The 17,594-nt window shown below is 69.3% G+C and carries 9 protein-coding genes and 4 pseudogenes; 6 read left to right on the top strand and 7 right to left on the bottom strand.

Annotation, left to right across the window (positions count from 1 at the left end; translation table 11 throughout):
- Positions 1-758 precede the first annotated feature (758 nt).
- A complete protein-coding gene (locus QMZ92_RS25320) occupies positions 759-8,282 on the top strand; it encodes a ricin-type beta-trefoil lectin domain protein (RefSeq protein ID WP_283299824.1) in 7,524 nt (2,507 codons plus the stop codon).
- Complete coding sequence (locus tag QMZ92_RS25315; RefSeq protein ID WP_283299781.1) at positions 8,261-8,797, top strand: HEAT repeat domain-containing protein; 537 nt, start codon at positions 8,261-8,263, stop codon at positions 8,795-8,797. Before QMZ92_RS25320 ends, QMZ92_RS25315 begins: the two co-directional genes overlap by 22 nt.
- 104 nt (positions 8,798-8,901) lie before the next feature.
- Here the strand turns inward: QMZ92_RS25315 and QMZ92_RS36510 are convergent.
- Positions 8,902-9,188 (bottom strand): annotated as a pseudogene (locus QMZ92_RS36510) (penicillin-binding transpeptidase domain-containing protein); the annotation flags it as partial.
- Between the two features lie 14 nt (positions 9,189-9,202).
- Positions 9,203-9,478 (bottom strand): annotated as a pseudogene (locus QMZ92_RS25310) (penicillin-binding protein 2); the annotation flags it as partial.
- A 38-nt stretch (positions 9,479-9,516) separates the two neighbouring features.
- Here QMZ92_RS25310 and QMZ92_RS25305 point away from each other — a divergent pair.
- On the top strand, positions 9,517-9,996 hold the full coding sequence (locus QMZ92_RS25305) for a cation transporting ATPase C-terminal domain-containing protein (RefSeq protein WP_349307763.1): 480 nt from the start codon (positions 9,517-9,519) through the stop codon (positions 9,994-9,996).
- A gap of 226 nt (positions 9,997-10,222) precedes the next feature.
- Here QMZ92_RS25305 and QMZ92_RS25300 read toward each other — a convergent pair whose 3' ends face one another.
- From QMZ92_RS25300 to QMZ92_RS25290, 3 genes are all read right to left on the bottom strand, one after another.
- Positions 10,223-11,356, bottom strand: a complete 1,134-nt coding sequence (locus QMZ92_RS25300; protein ID WP_283299779.1) for a PP2C family protein-serine/threonine phosphatase — start codon at positions 11,354-11,356, stop codon at positions 10,223-10,225.
- Positions 11,357-12,520: 1,164 nt separating this feature from the next.
- On the bottom strand, positions 12,521-13,159 hold the full coding sequence (locus QMZ92_RS25295) for a CBS domain-containing protein (RefSeq protein WP_283299778.1): 639 nt from the start codon (positions 13,157-13,159) through the stop codon (positions 12,521-12,523).
- Positions 13,160-13,429: 270 nt separating this feature from the next.
- Positions 13,430-13,585 (bottom strand): PAS domain-containing protein, encoded by a 156-nt coding sequence (locus QMZ92_RS25290; protein ID WP_283299822.1) that lies wholly within the window; start codon positions 13,583-13,585, stop codon positions 13,430-13,432.
- Positions 13,586-13,843: 258 nt separating this feature from the next.
- Here QMZ92_RS25290 and QMZ92_RS25285 point away from each other — a divergent pair, with 258 nt between their 5' ends.
- Positions 13,844-14,362 (top strand): HEAT repeat domain-containing protein, encoded by a 519-nt coding sequence (locus QMZ92_RS25285; RefSeq protein WP_283299777.1) that lies wholly within the window; start codon positions 13,844-13,846, stop codon positions 14,360-14,362.
- A gap of 396 nt (positions 14,363-14,758) precedes the next feature.
- Here the strand turns inward: QMZ92_RS25285 and QMZ92_RS36105 are convergent.
- Positions 14,759-14,902 (bottom strand): annotated as a pseudogene (locus QMZ92_RS36105) (IS5 family transposase); the annotation flags it as partial.
- 511 nt (positions 14,903-15,413) lie between these two features.
- Between QMZ92_RS36105 and QMZ92_RS25280 the strand changes: the two are divergent.
- Together QMZ92_RS25280 and QMZ92_RS36505 are read left to right on the top strand one after the other, a co-directional pair.
- Positions 15,414-16,295, top strand: a complete 882-nt coding sequence (locus QMZ92_RS25280; protein ID WP_283299776.1) for a CAP domain-containing protein — start codon at positions 15,414-15,416, stop codon at positions 16,293-16,295.
- 480 nt (positions 16,296-16,775) lie between these two features.
- Positions 16,776-16,913, top strand: a pseudogene (locus tag QMZ92_RS36505) (transposase); the annotation flags it as partial.
- A gap of 487 nt (positions 16,914-17,400) precedes the next feature.
- Here the strand turns inward: QMZ92_RS36505 and QMZ92_RS25275 are convergent.
- The coding region (locus tag QMZ92_RS25275; protein ID WP_502962034.1) for a transposase at positions 17,401-17,594 on the bottom strand (194 nt) is incomplete at its 5' end.

Below are 17,594 nucleotides of genomic sequence, written 5' to 3'. Positions count from 1 at the left end.
GTCCCGCCCCCTTGCGCGGTTGGCGGGGCATCGGGCTGCCACCAGGGCAGCAGGGCTGTGGTGAGTGCGGCCAGGACGAGGCCGAGAGTGAGACTCAGCCTGGTGCGTGTGCGCACGAATGGGCTGAGGAAACGAGGCGGCGCGGGCACGGCGGTCTACTCCCGTGTGGACCAGGCGGACAGGACAGCACAGGCAGCCCCCGACGGCAGGCCGCGGGACACAAGGCGCGCACACGATCACACGATCAACATGATCCGTCTACATGTAAGAGTGTTGTAAACATGTTATGCGGAGTGGGTGAGTGCCTGATGTTCGGTCACCAGCGTTGTATCTGCGGCTTTTGATCACCTGTTATGGCATGGATCAAGAAAATCCCGCCGCTTAACCTGAGAGATCATCTGATCTGCTGATCTGTGCGGTTATATCGCGTGAGGCAACTCACGAGAGCGGCGGTCCGCGCCCCTGCCCCGATCTTGAAGCATGTGGCGCTCATGACAGAGAGTGCGCACGCACGCGCCTGATGCAGACGCGTGCTCTTTGGTGTTTCCGCACCTCCGTTGTCTTGTTCGTCTGGGTGGGAGTCGACGCGCATGCGTGCTTCAGGTCCACTGTCATGGCTGGGGCGGGGACGCCTGGCCATGACAGAGTCACAACGACGGCGCCGTCGGCGAAGCCGCACGGCGACCGTCCTTTTGTTGTCATCGATATTGACGGTGACGAGTCTGGGCTCGCAGGCCCTGGCGGTGCCCGGCGACGGGATGTCCCGTGAGGAGACGACCTCTGAGGTCGACCTCCCCGACATTCCGCCGAGCACCACGCTCGCCGACAACGCGCAGGCTCCGAAGACGCTGAGCACGGCGCCGGAGAACCCGATCACGGCCTACGCACCGGTCGCCACGGACCCCTGGGCGGCGGATGCCGGCCAGGCGGACCCGTCGACGGCCACGCCGGGCACCACGGTCCAGGTCAAGAACACGACCACCCAGGCGCTCCTGCCGGTCGGTGTCGGTGTGCCAGTGGGTCAGGACCCGGCGACCATCGCCGGTGACTGGCAGGTCGCCGTCAAGGCGACGACCACGTCCGAGGACACCGGCGTGCCCGGCATGATCATGGAGATCGTGCCGCCGGTGACGGCGGACCCGACGGCGCGGGTGGTCGTCGACGTCGACACGACCGCCTTCGAGGACCGCTACGGTCAGCTTGCCGCCGAGCGCTTCGGTCTCGTCCTGCTGCCCAGCTGCGTCATCGACTCCCCGGAGACCGGCGACTGTGCGCCGGACACGGGCATCCAGACCATGTCGGTCGGGGACGAGCCGGACGTCGAGGTCGAGCGGCTGCGCAGCACCGTCAAGGAGGTGCCGGCGGCCAAGACCAAGCTGAAGGCGACGTCCGGCAAGACCAAGAACGCCGCGACCCGCCAGATCCTCTCCGGCACGGTTCCGGTCGCGAACCTGCTGCCGGACGAGGACGGGTCATCGAAGGTCTCGGGCGCCTCCGCGCGCAAGGCCGCCTTCTCGTCGAACGTGGGCGCCTCGGGCCGCCAGGTCGTCGGCGCGATGGACACCGGCTCCTCGGCGTCCGGTGACTTCACCGCCTCGCCGCTGCTGTCCTCCGGCTCCTGGGCGGCGGGTTCGTCGAACGGTGCTTTCACCTACTCGTACCAGGTGCAGGTCCCGGAGACCGCCGGCGGTCTGATGCCGAAGGTCGCCCTGTCGTACAACTCGCAGACGGTCGACGGCCGCACCTCGGCGTCGAACAACCAGGCCTCCTGGATCGGCGACGGCTGGGACTACAACGCGGGCTCGATCACCCGGTCGTACAACAACTGCCGCCAGGACTCCAAGCGGGCCGGGGCGAACAACACCGACCACAAGACCGCCGACCTGTGCTGGGGCTCGGAGAACGCCACCCTCTCACTGGGCGGCATGACCACCGAGCTGGTCTGGGACAAGGACAAGGGCCCGCTCGGCACCGACGGGAAGCCCGTCGGTCAGTGGTTCACCGCCAACGGTGACGGCTCGAAGATCGAGCGGCTCAAGGACACGTCCAAGGACCCGCGTTCGGGCGTACTGAAGGACGCGGACGGCGAGTACTGGGTCGTCACGACCAAGGACGGCACCCGCTACCACTTCGGTCTGAACAAGCTCCCGGGCTGGTCGGACAACGGCACCGCCGCCGACGACCCGTACACCGACTCCGTCCTCTCGGTGCCGGTGTACGGCAACCACTCGGGGGAGCCCTGCTACGCGGGCGCGGGGACCACCAACTGGAAGAGCTCCTCCTGCCTCCAGGCCTGGCGGTGGAACCTCGACTACGTCGAGGACATCCATGGCAACGCCATGTCCCTCTTCTGGGAGCGCGAGGAGAACTACTACGCGAAGAACTTCTACTTCAAGGGCCCGGTCAAGTACCACCGCGGCGGCTACCTGTCGCACATCTACTACGGCCAGCGCAAGGAATCGATCTTCTCCGCGACGGCCCCGGCCCGCGTCGGCTTCACCGTCGCCGAGCGCTGCTACCCCGAGGCCGGCCTGACCTGCTCGGAAGCGGAGTTCACGGACAAGGACCCGGGCAAGTACCGCATCTGGTACGACACCCCGGCCGACCTGAACTGCAAGGCCGTCACCTCGACGTACACCCGCAAGTGCTGGAACGCCGGCCCGACGTTCTGGACCCGCAAGCGCCTGGCCAAGATCACCACCTCGGCGCAGCGCCGTACCGACACCACCGCGCGCCAGGTCGTCGACGAGTACCAGCTCAAGCAGAGCTTCCCGGTCCTGAAGACCGGCGCCAACACCGCGCTCTGGCTGGAGTCGATCCAGCGCACCGGCTACGCCCGCAAGGGTTCCACCGACGCCTCGGTGAAGCTGAACGCGGTGCGGTTCGAGTCGAACTCCGACGACATGCCCAACCGCGTTTACCGCGGCAGCGCCGCGACGGATCCGCGACCCGGCTTCTCGCGTCTGCGCATCGCGCGTGTCGTCAACGAGTACGGCGGCGAGACGGTCGTCACCTACAAGCCCCGCGAGACCGCGTGCCAGGACAGCACGAACCTGCCGGGCAAGACCGAGACCGCCGCGCTGAAGTCCAACACCCGTCTCTGCTACCCGGTGTTCTGGCACCCGGACGCCGAGATCGAGGACATCGACTGGTTCAACAAGTACGTCGTCGACACGATCGAGGAGCTGCCGAACGTCGACGGTTCGTACTCGACGCTGACGGCGTACGACTACAAGAACGCCGGCTGGAAGCTGGCCGAGGCCGAGTTCACGAAGAAGTCCACCCGGACCTACTCGCAGTTCGCCGGCTTCGAGCAGACCACGGTCACCACGGGCGAGCGCAAGGCCACGGCCGACAGTGGTGAGGGCACCAGCCCCGCCGAGGAGATCCCCGGCGTCGACGGCCCGAAGACCAAGGCCGTCACCCGCTTCTACCGCGGCATGGGCGACACCGTCCCCATGAAGGACGTCCACGGCAACACGATCACGTACAACGGCCAGCCCGTGTACGACCGTGACGCCTTCGCCGGCCGCATCGCCGAGGAGCTCTCCTACTCCAACGCGACGGACGCGGACACCAACTGGCTGACCCGCAGCATCACCATCCCCGAGGCGACCGAGCTCGCCAGCCGCGACCTCGGCGACGGGCTCAAGCCGCTGCAGGCGTGGCGGGTCACGGAGCCCGAGGAGATCGCGTACACGAAGTCCTCGGGTGCGGGTGACGACACGCGCACGCTGCGGACGGTCGAGACCAACACGACCTACGAGTCGACGTACGGTCTGCCGACCCTGGTGGAGAGCCTCGGTGACACCGGTAAGACCGGTGACGAGTCCTGCACCAAGCTCGGTTACCTGCACCGCACGGACAAGAACCTGATCGGTCTGTCGAAGCAGGTCCTGGTCTCGCCGACGACGTGCGCGAACGCCAACTGGACGAACCTGTCCACCCTCAGCGGGGCTCAGCGTACGGCCTACGACGGTCAGGCGTTCGACGCGAACCAGACGTCGCTCCTCGCCACCACCCGTGGCCTGGCCACCGAGTCGTGGTCGCTGAACGGCACCGGCACCGACTTCCAGACCAACGGCACCACCGGCTTCGACTCGATCGGCCGGGTGATCCGGACGACCGACCCGGAGCAGCTGACCATGCTGACGCCGAAGTCCTCCACGATCAGCTACGAGCCCATCGGGCCGGCCACGGGCCAGGTCTTCAAGGTCACCACGACCAACGAGCTCGGCCACAGCCAGATCCAGGAGCTGGAGCCGGGACGCGCCACCACGGTCAAGACCACGGACCCCAACGGGCACGTCAGCGAGGCGCTGTTCGACCCGCTGGGCCGTCTCGCCGAGGCCTGGGCCGCGGGCCGCACCCCGGCCGCGGGCGCCGTGCCGGACTTCAAGGCCGAGTACACGATCCCGCAGGAGGAGCCCGACCCGAACGACCCCAACGGCGGCAAGGTCCGCAAGCCTCCGTACGTCACCACGTACGCGCGTGGTTACGAGGACCGGGTCGAGAAGTCCGTCACGATCTACGACGGTCTGGGCCGGGAGCGCCAGTCCCAGGAGCAGGCGGACGGCGGCGGCCGTCTGATCACCGACACGCTGTACAACCGCGCCGGTGAGATCTACCAGACCAACAACGCCTACCTGAACCAGGACGCCCCGAGCGGCGACCTGTTCACCCCGCAGGCGGACACCACCGTCCCGAACATCACCCGTTTCAAGTACGACGGTCTCGGCCGCGTGCTCGAGGAGATGCCGGTCCTCAAGGTCAAGCTCACGGGCACGACCGAGGCCATCTCGCAGGAGGTCCCGGAGAAGGCCGTCCGCTACGAGTACGGCCCGGACTGGTCGAAGGTCATCCAGCCGCAGGGCGACTCGGCCTACCGCGTCTGGACCGACGCGACCGGCCGCACCGTCCGCACGGACACCTTCAACCCGGCGGCCCCCGGCGGCTTCACGTCGACGCGCTACGAGTACGACACGCAGGGCCAGCCCGTGAAGGCGACCGCCTCGGCGGACCCGACGCACCCGTGGACCTGGACGTACGACCAGCGCGGCCGCCTGGAGACCACCACCGACCCGGACAAGGGCACGACCCGGATCGAGTACGACTCCCTCGACCGTCCGCTGACCACGACCAACGCCCGTGGCGTCAAGGTCTGGAACGGCTACGACGAGTTGTCGCGGCCGATCCAGACGCGTGAGAACAGCGCCACCGGCAAGGTCCTGACCGACCTCACCTACGACACCGCTCCGGGCGGCAAGGGCATGCCCGCCACCGCCACCCGCTACACGGACGCGCTGGCGTACACGCAGAAGGTCAACGGCTACACGAAGGACTACCAGCCGACCTCGACCACCCTGTCCCTGCCGCAGTCCATCGTCGACACGTGGGGCTTCGCCAAGGACTACACGTACGACTACGTGTACTCCGACAACGGCATGCTGAACGAGACCACCCTTCCCGCGGTGGGCAAGTTCGCCAGTGAGAAGCTGATAGTCCGCTACAACAAGGACGGCAAGCCGCTCTCGATCTCCGGCAAGGACTGGTACGGCTCCGAGACCGTCTACTCGCCTTACGGCCAGGTGCTCCGTTCCACCCTCGGCGCGATGCCGTACCGGGTGTGGACGCAGAACACGTACGACGAGAGCAGCGGTGAGCTCCAGGAGCAGTCGGTCCACCGCGAGAAGGGCGGCCCCAACGACACGACCGCCGACAGGACCCTCGTCGGGGGCAACCTGGTCTCGAACCGGGCCTACACCTACGACCCGGCCGGCAACGTCACCACGATCCAGGAGAAGTCCGTCGGGATCGAGGAGCGTCAGTGCTTCAGCTACGACCCGATGGGTCAGCTGAAGTCCGCCTGGACCAACAAGGAACCGGCGACGCAGGGCTGCACCACGCCGAAGAACACCGACGGCACGCTCAACGCCGTCTCCGGCACCGACGGCTCCGGCTACTGGCAGGAGTACGAGTACGACCTGCTCGGCAACCGCACCAAGCTCACCGAGAAGGACCTCTCCGGCAACACCGCCAAGGACGCCGTCAGCACCTACGCCTACGGCAAGGCCGACGGCAGCCAGCCGCACACGCTGACCAAGGTGTCGAAGACCTACACGACCCCCGCGGGTCAGCAGGTCAAGGCCGAGGCCACGCGTCTGTACGAGCTGACCGGTGAGACCAAGTCGATCACCTCGGTCGAGAACGGTGACAAGCAGGAACTGACCTGGACCTACGACGGTCAGGTGGACCGGATCACCGGCCAGGGCACCGGTGGCAAGACCCCGTACGTGGGTCTCGGCCAGAAGTGCCTCGACCTGAAGTCCGGGGTCGCGTCCGCCGGCCAGGCGATCCAGCTGTACGCCTGCAACGGCACGGTGGCGCAGAGCTGGCAGTTCGAGCCGGTTCCCGGCTCGACGCAGACCCCGCAGACGGACCCGAACCTGGGCACCCTGAAGGTCTACGGCAACTGGTGCCTCCAGCCGGCCGCCAACACGGCGGGCTCCACGCTCCAGCTGCAGAAGTGCAACGGGACCAGCGCCCAGCACCTGAAGCGCAACGCTTCAGGCCAGCTGATCCACCCCGCCTCCGGAAACCTGTGCCTCGCGGTGCAGGGCGCGGCGAACGTGAACTCGACGCCGATCGTGCTCGCCACCTGCGACGCCGCTTCCACGGCCCAGCAGTGGCTGCCGCAGAACGACACCCGTCACATCTACGGCCCCGAGGGCAGCCGCCTGCTGACCATCCAGGGCAAGCAGGCGACGCTGAACCTGGGCGAGGCGCAGGTCACCGTCCAGCAGGGCGGCGTCCTGGTCCGCAGCGAGCGCACCTACTCGGCGCCCGACGGCGCGATCCTGCGTTACGCCAACGGCACGGGCTCCGAGACGCTCACCGCGCTCGCCACGGATCACCAGGGCAGCGTGTACGCGGAGGTCGCCCTCTACACCGGCATGCCGGTGCGGGTGCGCAAGCAGGACCCCTTCGGCAACCAGCGTGGTGCCGACAAGGCAGGGCAGAACATCCAGACCGGGAAGGGGTTCCTGGGCCAGACGCGGAACGACTCGTCCGGCTTCCAGCCGCTGGGTGCCCGTCTCTACGACCCGGTGGTCGGACGCTTCCTGTCCGTTGACCCTGAGCTCGACCTGAACGACCCCCTGCAGGCCAACGGGTACGCGTACGCGCAGAACAACCCGGTCACGTACTCCGACCCGAGCGGTCTCGCGATCACCCTGACCGCCTCCGAGCGGTCCGCGGCCCTCAAGGGCGCGGGACTGTCCCCGGCGATGATCGCCCAGGCGCAGGCCACCATGGGCAAGTCGCTGACGTCGGTGATCATCGGGGCGGCCTGGGGCATCCTGAGCGACTTCATCGGCCTCAGCGATGCCATGGCCTGCTTCGGCGGTGACATGTGGTCCTGCGGCAGCATGATCATCGGGGCCATCCCGTGGACCAAGCTGGGCAAGATCCCGTCCGTTCTGAAGGCCGTCGACCGCACGATCGACGCGATCCAGGCGTTCAAGAAGGCGAAGAAGCTCGCCGAGCAGGTCCTCGCGAAGGCCAAGGCCGCCGAGGCGGCAGCCTTGAAGGCCAAGAAGGCCGCCATCGAGAAGGCCAAGAAGGAGGCCGCGCAACGGGCCAAGAAGAAGGCAGCCGAAGCAGCCAAGAGAAAGGCCGACGCGGCAGCCGCGGCGAAGCGCAAGACGGGTAACCACACCCAGAAGCAGGCACAGGCCAAGGCGGCGCCCAAGCCCTCCTCCATGCCGCAGCGCAAGCCCGTCGCCAGTGGTGGCAAGAGCTCCGGCGGCGGAGGCGGCGGCAAGTCCGGCGGCTCCTCCCGCAGCAACGGTGGATCCAGTGGCGGTGGCGGCTCCGGCAAGGCCGACAATGATGGTGGTGACTCCGACGGGGAAACCTTCTACCGGGCGATGCCAAAGGAGCACTACCAGACCCTGAAGAACGGCGGCGGTCTGTCGGGGACCGGGGAGACGTTCACCTCCCCGACGCAGGGGTTCTCGGAGGACTACGACGGTGTTCTCGTCAAGTTCACGGTGAAGCCGGGCACCACCGCGGCCCTCGCGGCGATCGGGCTGCGGGACGAGTCCCCGATGGTCCGGGCGGCGTACCCGAACATGCCCCCGATCATGGGCGTGAAAAGATGGAACAGGAATCACGCCCATTTCAAGCAAGAGGGCGAGCAGATCAACATCGGCCTGGGCAAGGGTAAGGCGCTCAAGCTCTTCAACGACAACATCACCGCATGGGACGTGGTCAGGGAATGACTCCTGAGGAGCGGGATCTGGTCATGGGCCTGGTGCTCGTACCGGGTAAAGGCCGGACGCGCACGCTGGACGAGGTGCTCGCCCACTTCGGCGAGTCCGACGGTGGGGTCCTGGCGCTCCGGCTGCTCCGGGACGCCATGGACCGCCGGGACGCCGACGACGTCGCGATGGCGTTGATCGTCAAGGCTGCCGCCGGCGCCTCGGGCGAGGAGTTCCTGGAGCCGTTGATCGAGCTGTCCCGTGCCGACTGGCACACTCGCCACGAGGACGTCGTGCGCATGCTGGGCAAGCTCCGTTCGCCCAGGACGGTGCCGGCGCTGCGCGAGGCGGCTCGCTGGATTCCCGAGTACCTGGACTGGGACGAGAACCGGGCGCTCGCGGTGAAGGCGATCTGGGCGCTCGGCGCCATTCCCAGCGCGGAGGCCCGGGAGGCCCTCGAGGGCTTGCGCGACGACGAGAACGAGGTCATCCGCGAGAACGCGGTGAAGCAGCTCGAACGCCGCGGCGAGCTCTGACCGCGGAGTCGTAGCACCTCATCCGGGACGCCCGGCCGAGTTTCCTCGGCCGGGCGTCCCGCCGTTTCCGGAGGCTGTCGAGCGGCGGGCGTCACCCGCGCGCCTCACCGCCCCCGCCCCTCCGCCTCCAGCCGCAACCCCTCCTCCATCACCGCCCGCGCGATCGGCGCCGCGTCCCCGCCCCCGCTGATGTCCGTGCGGTTCGCGTCCGCGTCCTCCACGACCACCGCGACCGCGACCGCCGGCTGGGCCGAGTCGGCGGCCTGGGCCCAGGCGATGAACCAGGCGTCGGGGTGCCCGTGTTGCCCAGGCCGTGCTGGGCGGTGCCCGTCTTGCCGCCGACGCGGGAGCCGGGGATGGCCGCGTTGGTGCCGGTGCTGTCTTCGACCGCCGGGCCGCGGCCGCCGAGGCGTAGCCGGTCACCGGTGCGTACAACGGCCCCTTCGTGTACGTGCGTTCCCAGCGCAGCTACTGTCCGCTGTCCCGGGAGCCGGTGACCGGACGGCCGTCCACCACGATCTCGCCGCGCGGCTGGCCCCAGCGCGTGATGGCGATCCGGCGGTTGGCCGGACTGTCGTCCAGCTCGTCCGCCTCCAGGACCATCACCCGCGCCGCGTCGACGAGCAGCGCGATGAGCAGGACGAGGCAGAGCGCGGCGGCCCGCCGGATGTACCGGATCATGTCGGGCCTCTCATCTCGCGTCCTCCACGATCGGGGCGATGACCCCCGTTTCGGCCATGTCCGGGCGCGGGGCGCGGGGCGAGGAGAGCGTGCTGGGTGCCGGCCTGTGGCCGCGGTTCCTCTTCATGGGGCCCTCGTCGCCGCTGCGACCGTTGCCGCCGGGGTCTGGGCCCGGGAGACGGGCCCGCCCCTGGCAGCCCATGATGTTCTTGATCTTCGGCGTGACGCAGCTCGGCGTGGCACTCGGTTCCCGGGCCCGCCCGGGAAGCCTGGCCAACCCGTTCCTACTCGTTGCCGTCGGCGCCGCGCTGAGCCTCCAAGTGGCCGGTGTCTATCTGCCTGCCCTGCGGGCCCTTCTGGGTATGGAGCCGCTTCCGCTCACCGATCTGGCGATCGCCGCCGCGGCTTCCATCTGGATGAAGCGTCCGTGCCAGGTGTGGCACCAGACCGCGCCGGTACGGGTGTTGACCAAAAGCATGCCGACGGTGTCGTCGCCCCGCAGGGCGTGCAGGGTGTAGTGGCCGGGGAACGATTCGGGGTCAGCCGCGTGCAGGTCGGGACGGTGTTCCCGCAGCCACCGGTCGGCGATCCGCACCGCTTGGCGGGGCTCGACCGTCGTGGCTCCGGTCTGGTTGCGGGCGGGCATCTTGACGATCTTGAGACTCGTGGATGGTCACAAGAGACCGCCGTCGTTCCTGCCTCCGCAGTCCGCCCTCCGCGGTGCGAGGAAGGAGAGCTCCTCGGCTACCTCTCCGCCGAGTACGTGGGGCGCGTGGAGGCTGTACGCGCCGTGCTCGACGTGTATCCGCTGCCGGCGGTGTCCTCGTCGAGCCTGTCGACGAGGATCATCGCCACGTCGTCCGTCAAGCGGCCTCCGGTATGGCGGATCAACGCCTGGTGCAGTTCCTCCAGGAACTCCCGCGGGGTGGTGCTCGCCCGTATCCCCTCCATGGTCTCCGGCAGAGGGAAGAAGTCGTTGCTGCGATTGCGGGCTTCGATCACACCGTCGGTGTACAGGAGCAGACGGTCGCCGCGTACGAACGGAAAGCTCTCGGCCTTGGCGGTAAGCCCGTCCACGAGGTCTTCCAGACCCAGCGGAGGCAGTGGCGTGTCGGGCATCAGGGCCTGAACGCTGCCCCGGTGCAGCACCAGCGGAGGCGGATGGCCACGGTTGACCACGAGCACTACCTGTTCGTCCGGCACCTGGGCCATGAGGACGGTGATGAATCCCTCCGTCAGGACTTCCTGGGAGTACGCACCGGGCACGGCCGCCTCCCGTCGCATCGAGGCCTCGCAGCAGTGCATGACCTCCGTCAGCTCGTCCTCGTAGTGCACGGACACCCGGAACGCGCCCAGGGTCACCGCGACCGCGCGCATGGCAGTCAGCCCCTTGCCCCTCACGTCCCCCACGATCAGCCGGACGCCATACGGGGTCTGCACGGCCTCGTACAGATCACCGCCGACCAGCGCGCCTGTCCCCGCGGCGAGGCTCAGGCTGGCGGCCCGCACCGGGCCCAGCCGCTCGGGGACGGGCCGCAGGACGACCTCCTGCGCCGCCACAGCGATCCGGCGGACCTGGTCGAGCTCGCACTGCCTGCGCGTACGCATGGCGTTGCTCAGGATGACACTGGCCACGGACACCACGAACAGCCCCAGGAAGTTCCCGATGATCAGCTGGGTCAGTGTCCCCCACGAGTGGTTGTAGGTCGCGGAGGCCGCGTTCACACCCGCAGCAAGGACTGCCGTGGACAGCGTGCCCATCGGCCCCATCGTCAGCGCGGCCAGCGCCGGCGTCGTGGTGAGCACGGGGCCGGTGACCAGATAGTGCGCGGGCGAGAACTCGATGCCCAGCACGGCCAGCACGATCGCGAAGGGCACACACTGCCCCAGCCTGAACGGAACTCCGCCGTGACCGCCCGCTCCTGGTCGAGTGGACGCTCCAGGCCGCAGAGAGGGGCGGAGGCGGGAGCCCATAGGTACAGCCTGCCTCGCCGGAAGGGAGCATTCCACCCCTCGGCCCTTGCCGGGCTCCCGGCTCAGCGGACCGGGAGAACGGTGAACGCGTCCGCGCGCGCAGTACCGTCCCAGCCACCCTTGGGCCTGACCAGCCCGTAGAACGCGGCGACCGTCGGGGCCGCGTCCACCGTGCGGGTCGGGGGTGTCGCTCACCGTCTGCGTCCGTACGACGCCCGTGCCGTCCCCGACGAAGAACGGGATGACGAGGGTGGCCGGGTGCCCGTGGTTGCGGAATCGAGTTCGAGAACACGCTCGGGTCCGAGAATCGGTAGCCGGGGCGTACCTGCGCCACCAGGTCGTCGGCGGCGCAGGAGTACTCCGGTCCTGGCCTGGCAAGCCCCCACCGCCGTCAGAATTCGTGAACATCACCCGACTGTGGAAACGGGTGCCTCCCGAACCCATGCACAACCGCCGTCACGACTCGTAGACGGAGCCAGGGAGACCCGGCGGCGCAGCGCCGAGAGCGTCAGGGACGCACCGCCGGAGCAATCATCAGGTCGCCCGGGAAACTCCGCCGCGCACTGACCTGGGACCGCGGCAAGGAGCCGGCTCAGCATGCCCCGACACGGGAGCCAACTCCTGGATCAGGTCGCGCTCTTACACCATCTCCATGGCCCCGACCGAGGGGCAGGAGAGCGGTCAGCGGCGCGCTTGCTCTGGTTTCAGGCTTGGCGGCACTGTTCCGAAGTCTCCGGGGTGATCCCAGGAGCCTGTTGACGCCTGTGCGCGCCAAACGGGCCTCGCCGACGGCAAGGGCGAACTGCACGGGCTTCGCCCCTGCCACTGTTCCCGGGAACGGAACGCATACGAACAGCCCGGCCCCCATGTCGCCGCCGGACCGAGCCGAGGCATGCCAAACACGACTGCGCATGGGCACTCACCAGGGCCGCGGACAAGTCGAAGGCGTACCGATATCGTCACTCCACGTGATCTGCTTCCGTGGCGAAACGCGGCCGTGCGAGGCCGCCAGTCTCCCGAGGGGGCAGGCCCGGAGGGGCGGGAGTTTGACGACAGGGCTCGCTAGCCCTATCGGGTGGCGGCGAGGTGGGCGTCCACGGAGACGACGCCGTCGACACCCTGGCAGAGACCCACGACCACTGGGACGAGACGCGGTTCCGGAACGTGGCCTCGCAGGGTGACGACCCCGTCGTGGACCTCGACCGCGACGGTGCCTTCGTCCAGGCCGAGGATGCGTCCCAGGACGTCCTGCTCGACCTCGCTGCGGATCTCGACGTCAGAGCGGATGAAGGCGTCGAGCAGGTCGCTGCGGCTGACGATGCCGGTGAGGAGCCCGTCGTCACCGACCACTGGCAGTTGCTTGACGTGCCGCCTGCGGAGTTCCCGCGCGTCCCGGGGGATCGTCCAGTCCGCGCGGGCGGTGAAGACGGGGCTGCTCATGAGCGCGCCCGCGGTCCGGGCCCGGGCCTTGCCCCAGGCGCGCTCGTCGTTCCCGTGCTGCCCCTGCGGATCGGGCATGCCGGTCTCGTGCCGCAGCACGTCGGACGCGGACACGACGCCGATGGGCGCGCCGTCGTCGTCAACGACCGGGGCCGCGACGATGTCGTTCGCGTCCAGCAGGGTGGCGACCTCCTGGATCGGTGTGTCGGGGCGGAGGGTGACGACCTCCTCGGTCATCACGTCGTCGACCGTGCGGCGGTGCAGCATGGCATCGGCCTCCTCCGCTTTGCGACGGGGGCAGCCGCCGTCGGACCGCCCGGGCGGACGATGCGGCGCGTCAGCCTCCGCGGCCCTGCCATGCTCGTCCACGCCGTCTTCCCTCCCCATGACAGCACCGCGCCGCTCCGGCGGCCAGTGATGTTCGGCCTGGCGGGGAGGACCGGCGGTCCCACGGCCGGTACCGGCCGAGGGACCGCCGTGCACGAGCCGGTCGAGGACCGGCATACCGCTGACGAGCACCGCGCGGACCGTCCGCCTTCACTCCGTCGGGGTCGGCCAGGTCACCGGTCGGCCGAGCAGTTGCTCGACAGGAGCGCCGCGCATGCCTTCGGAGGCGGTGTTGACGCGCAGGACGCGCAGGACGCGCAGGTCCGAGTCCACCACCACAAGACCCACCGGTGACTGGGTGAACAGAGCGTCCAGGATCGCCAGCCCTCCTCGTCAGCTTCTGTGCCGCGACGACGGGCTGCCCAGACGCCCCAGGCCACCGATCCGTCCGGGCGCAGCACCGGCCCCACGCGCAGGTCCATGACTACCGCCCCGCCGGACACCCGAGGAGCGCCGCGCCGCCCGCACCTCACGGACTCTCCCGGCGTAAGGTGGTCCTTCGACCAAGATCGCGGCATGCCGCCCCACCACGTCGGCACTCACCGCATGGGAGGTGGTCAGGCGATGACTCCTGAGGAGCGGGATCTGGTCATGGGCCTGGTGCTCGTACCGGGTAAAGGCCGGACGCGCACGCTGGACGAGGTGCTCGCCCACTTCGGCGAGTCCGACGGTGGGGTCCTGGCGCTCCGGCTGCTCCGGGACGCCATGGACCGCCGGGACGCCGACGACGTCGCGATGGCGTTGATCGTCAAGGCTGCCGCCGGCGCCTCGGGCGAGGAGTTCCTGGAGCCGTTGATCGAGCTGTCCCGTGCCGACTGGCACACTCGCCACGAGGACGTCGTGCGCATGCTGGGCAAGCTCCGTTCGCCCAGGACGGTGCCGGCGCTGCGCGAGGCGGCTCGCTGGATTCCCGAGTACCTGGACTGGGACGAGAACCGGGCGCTCGCGGTGAAGGCGATCTGGGCGCTCGGCGGCATTCCCGGCCCGGAGGCCCGGGAAGCCCTCGAGGGCTTGCGCGACGACGAGAACGAGGTCATCCGTGAGAACGCGGTGAATCAGCTCGAACGCCGCGGCGAGCTCTGACCGCGGAGCTGTAGCCCTTCATCCGGGACGCCCGGCCGAGTCTTCCTCGGCCGGGCGTTCCGCCGTATCCGGAGCCTGTATGTGTCGCCCTCCAGCGTGGCTTGGGACGTGACGGGGTACGCCGGGCTCGCGCTGGGAAGATGCCAGCCTGTCTCAGCGTAACGGCGGTAGAGCACGAGGGCGGGGCGCTGGCCACCGAGCCGGTCCGAGAGCCGTGAGATCGCGACGGCGGCGCCAGGGTTGTGCATGGGCCCCAGAGGGATGCCGAGGGGGGCGAACGGATTGTGCACAGCCGTCCTCCGTCCTGGATGCACGCATCCGGAGTTGCTCACCGAAAGATTTGGTCGAGGCCGAAAACGAGTGGGTGTGCCTGAGAGGTCGTTCTCGTCCGATGTTTCATCTCGGGATGAGTTGATTGGCGGTCATTTCTGGGTCGCGCCGGGAGATGGTGTCCTCGCCGGTGAGGCGGCGGGCCATGAGGTCGGTCATGGCGAGGTGGATCACGGCTTCGGAGTGGGTAGGCAGGGTTTCGCAGTCGCGGCCCTGACACCGCCGTCCGCCCACGCCCGCGGCACCGCCGGGGGCGGTTGGATCCTGAGCGCGGGCTCTTGCCGCCGGCCGGCCGGATCATCCGCCTCGAATGCTGCACCCGGGGCCTGGGGTGACAGCGCGTCGGGCAGCGTCACCCTCGTGCAGGCTTCCCACCGTCGGCTGCCTCGGGCTGCGCCTCGGCCTCAGGCGTACCCGCCTGTCCCGTGAGGGCGCGGTGTAGAAGACGGACGTGCTCTGCTTGTTGCGCTCAGCCTGGCTCTTGGCCACGAGTCCGCGTCGCGCTCCCGATCATCCTGCCCTGCCTCCGCGCGCGTGGTCACCAACCGGTCGAGCAGTCCCCCGGTCTGCCGCGGGGATTGCCCGTACCGGCGGGTGAGAGGGCGGCCATGAGGCCGATGGCGGAATTCTTTTCGACAAAAGCGTTGTCCCGGCGGGTGCCACCGCTCTCCCAGACGTCGGACATCAGGCCGGCAGACCCGAACCATGACGGAGCGACGCAATGCCCCTGCACAACGAGTCACCCACCCGCGCGGACGAGCCCCGACACGAGGAATCCCGGCGGGGACACCGCCCGGACCAGCGCCGCCACCGCCGCCCGCGAGGGTGGGGAGGAACGGTTGCGGCCCTGTCCGGCACCGCTGCCGTCGCGGGACTGGTGGCCGGCACGATCGTGCTCATGGGGCCGCCGGACCCGGACGAGGTGGCCGCGGCCTCCACGCCGACCCCCGCCGCCAAGTTGGACCGCGCTACACCGAGCCTCACAGCCTCCCCCTCCCTGTCGGCGTCCCCCTCCGCCTCCCCGGTCCCGTCCGCCTCGCCGTCCTCCGGCACGGCATCCAAGCCGACCCGCAGCCGGGACAGCCTGATACGTTCCTCGCCTCCCGCGGCTCCTGCCCCCGCGAAGACCACGTCGTCGAAACCCGCGTCGCCCAAGGGCGGCCCGGTCGGCCCCGACCCCACCATTCCAGGTCCCCGCTCGGCGTCGCAGAGCACCAGCGACGCGGAGGCGATGTCACTGAGGTTGCTCAATGCCGAGCGCGCGACGGTCGGTCTGCCCCCGCTGACCCTGCGAGCGGACCTGAGCGACTTCGCCCGCACCTGGGCCCGGCACATGCGCACCTCCGGATTCGGCCACTCCAGCAGCTCCGACACGCAATACCTGGTCACCGGCGGGCGCACCTGGATAGGCGAGAACATCGTCTGGTGGAGCGACGAGTCGATGACCGCCCAGGAAGCCGCGGAGAAGTTCCAGGCGATGTGGCGCCACAGCCCCGGCCACTACAAGGGCCAGACCAGCACATCGTTCACCGAGGTCGGCGTGGGCATCTACCACGACGACTCAGGCTGGTGGGGAGTGCACAACTTCTCCGACGCACACTGACACCACACCGGCCCCGCCACGCACGTCGGCTTCACCCGCCCCGCTTCTTTGGGGCCTCATCGGCGGAGCGTCCACCCGAGGGTCACAGGACCCCGGCCCGCTGCTCCCGCTGAGCCGGCCGCCGCCGACCGAGGCGGCGGCCCCGGGGTGGACCCGCCCGACCCACCGCGCCAGGAAGGCAGCCCCCGCGCCTCACACACCCCGCCTCCGCGCCCGCACCCTGACGGCACTGGCCGCTCTCAGAAGGTCAAGAGCCGCAAGCGGTTCATCGTCACCGACACCCTCGGCCTGCTCATGGCCGTCCACGTTGTCGCCGCGAGTGTCCAGGACCGCGACGGCGTGCGGTGCCCGTTGCTGTGGACCCGCCTCGACTACCCCGGGGGTGAAGAAGATCTGGGCGGACCAGGGCTTCGTCGGGCGTCTGGTCGGCTGGACGGCCGCCATCCTGAGCCGTGAGCTGGAGATCGTCCGCAAGGACCTGAGCAGCGCGGCTTCCGGGTCCAACCCAAGCGGTGGGCGATCGAGCGCACCTTCTCCTGGCTCACCGCCCACCGCCGCCTCGCCCGGGACTACGAGACCATTCCGGCCCGGTCCGAGACCGTGATCCGCTGGGCGATGATCGGCATCATGGTCCGCCGACTCACCCGCGGCCACCGGCGACGCGGCCGGGCCCGCAGCCGTTCGTACGCACAGCAACCGGACAGGCGAAGCGGTGCTCGCGGACGCGGTCCGGGCTTTCGGGTCGACGGACCCGCACACCGTGGGCATCCGCGACCGTCTCGCCCTGTGGCGCCGGGGCACGCCCGACCTCACCGCGTCCGTCGTCTCCTGAGCCCGGCCCACACGTCCGAGGAGCCGCCGCATGCCCGCCCCCGACCTGCGAACCCGTCTGTCCGACCGGGGTCCTCGCCTTTCAGCGGACCGAAGACCGGCGGTTGCTGTTCGGAACCGACGACGGGGCCGAGCCGGCGGGGGCCGCCCGGACCGCCGCGGCCTGGCCGCACTGCCACCCGTACGACCGCAGCCCCGGCGACGAGGGCTTCGAGGACCTCGCGCGTCCGGTGTTCTGTCTCAGCCCGCTCATGGGCAACGACACAGACCGGATTCAACCGGTCGTTGCAACACCAGCTTGTTGAAGCAACTGTAGCTGCTCGTTGAACGCCTCGGCGGGTGTCTTCCAACCGAGCGTCTTACGGGGTCTGCTGTTGAGAGTGTGAGCGACGGCCTCGATTTCCTCGGCGGACCATCTCGAGAGATCGGTGCCTTTCGGGAAGTACTGGCGCAAGAGCCCGTTGGTGT

This window comes from Streptomyces sp. HNM0645 (genome assembly GCF_030056615.1).
GTDB classification, from domain to species: Bacteria; Actinomycetota; Actinomycetes; order Streptomycetales; family Streptomycetaceae; genus Streptomyces; species Streptomyces marianii.
This window is presented reverse-complemented; position numbering and strand designations above follow the sequence as displayed.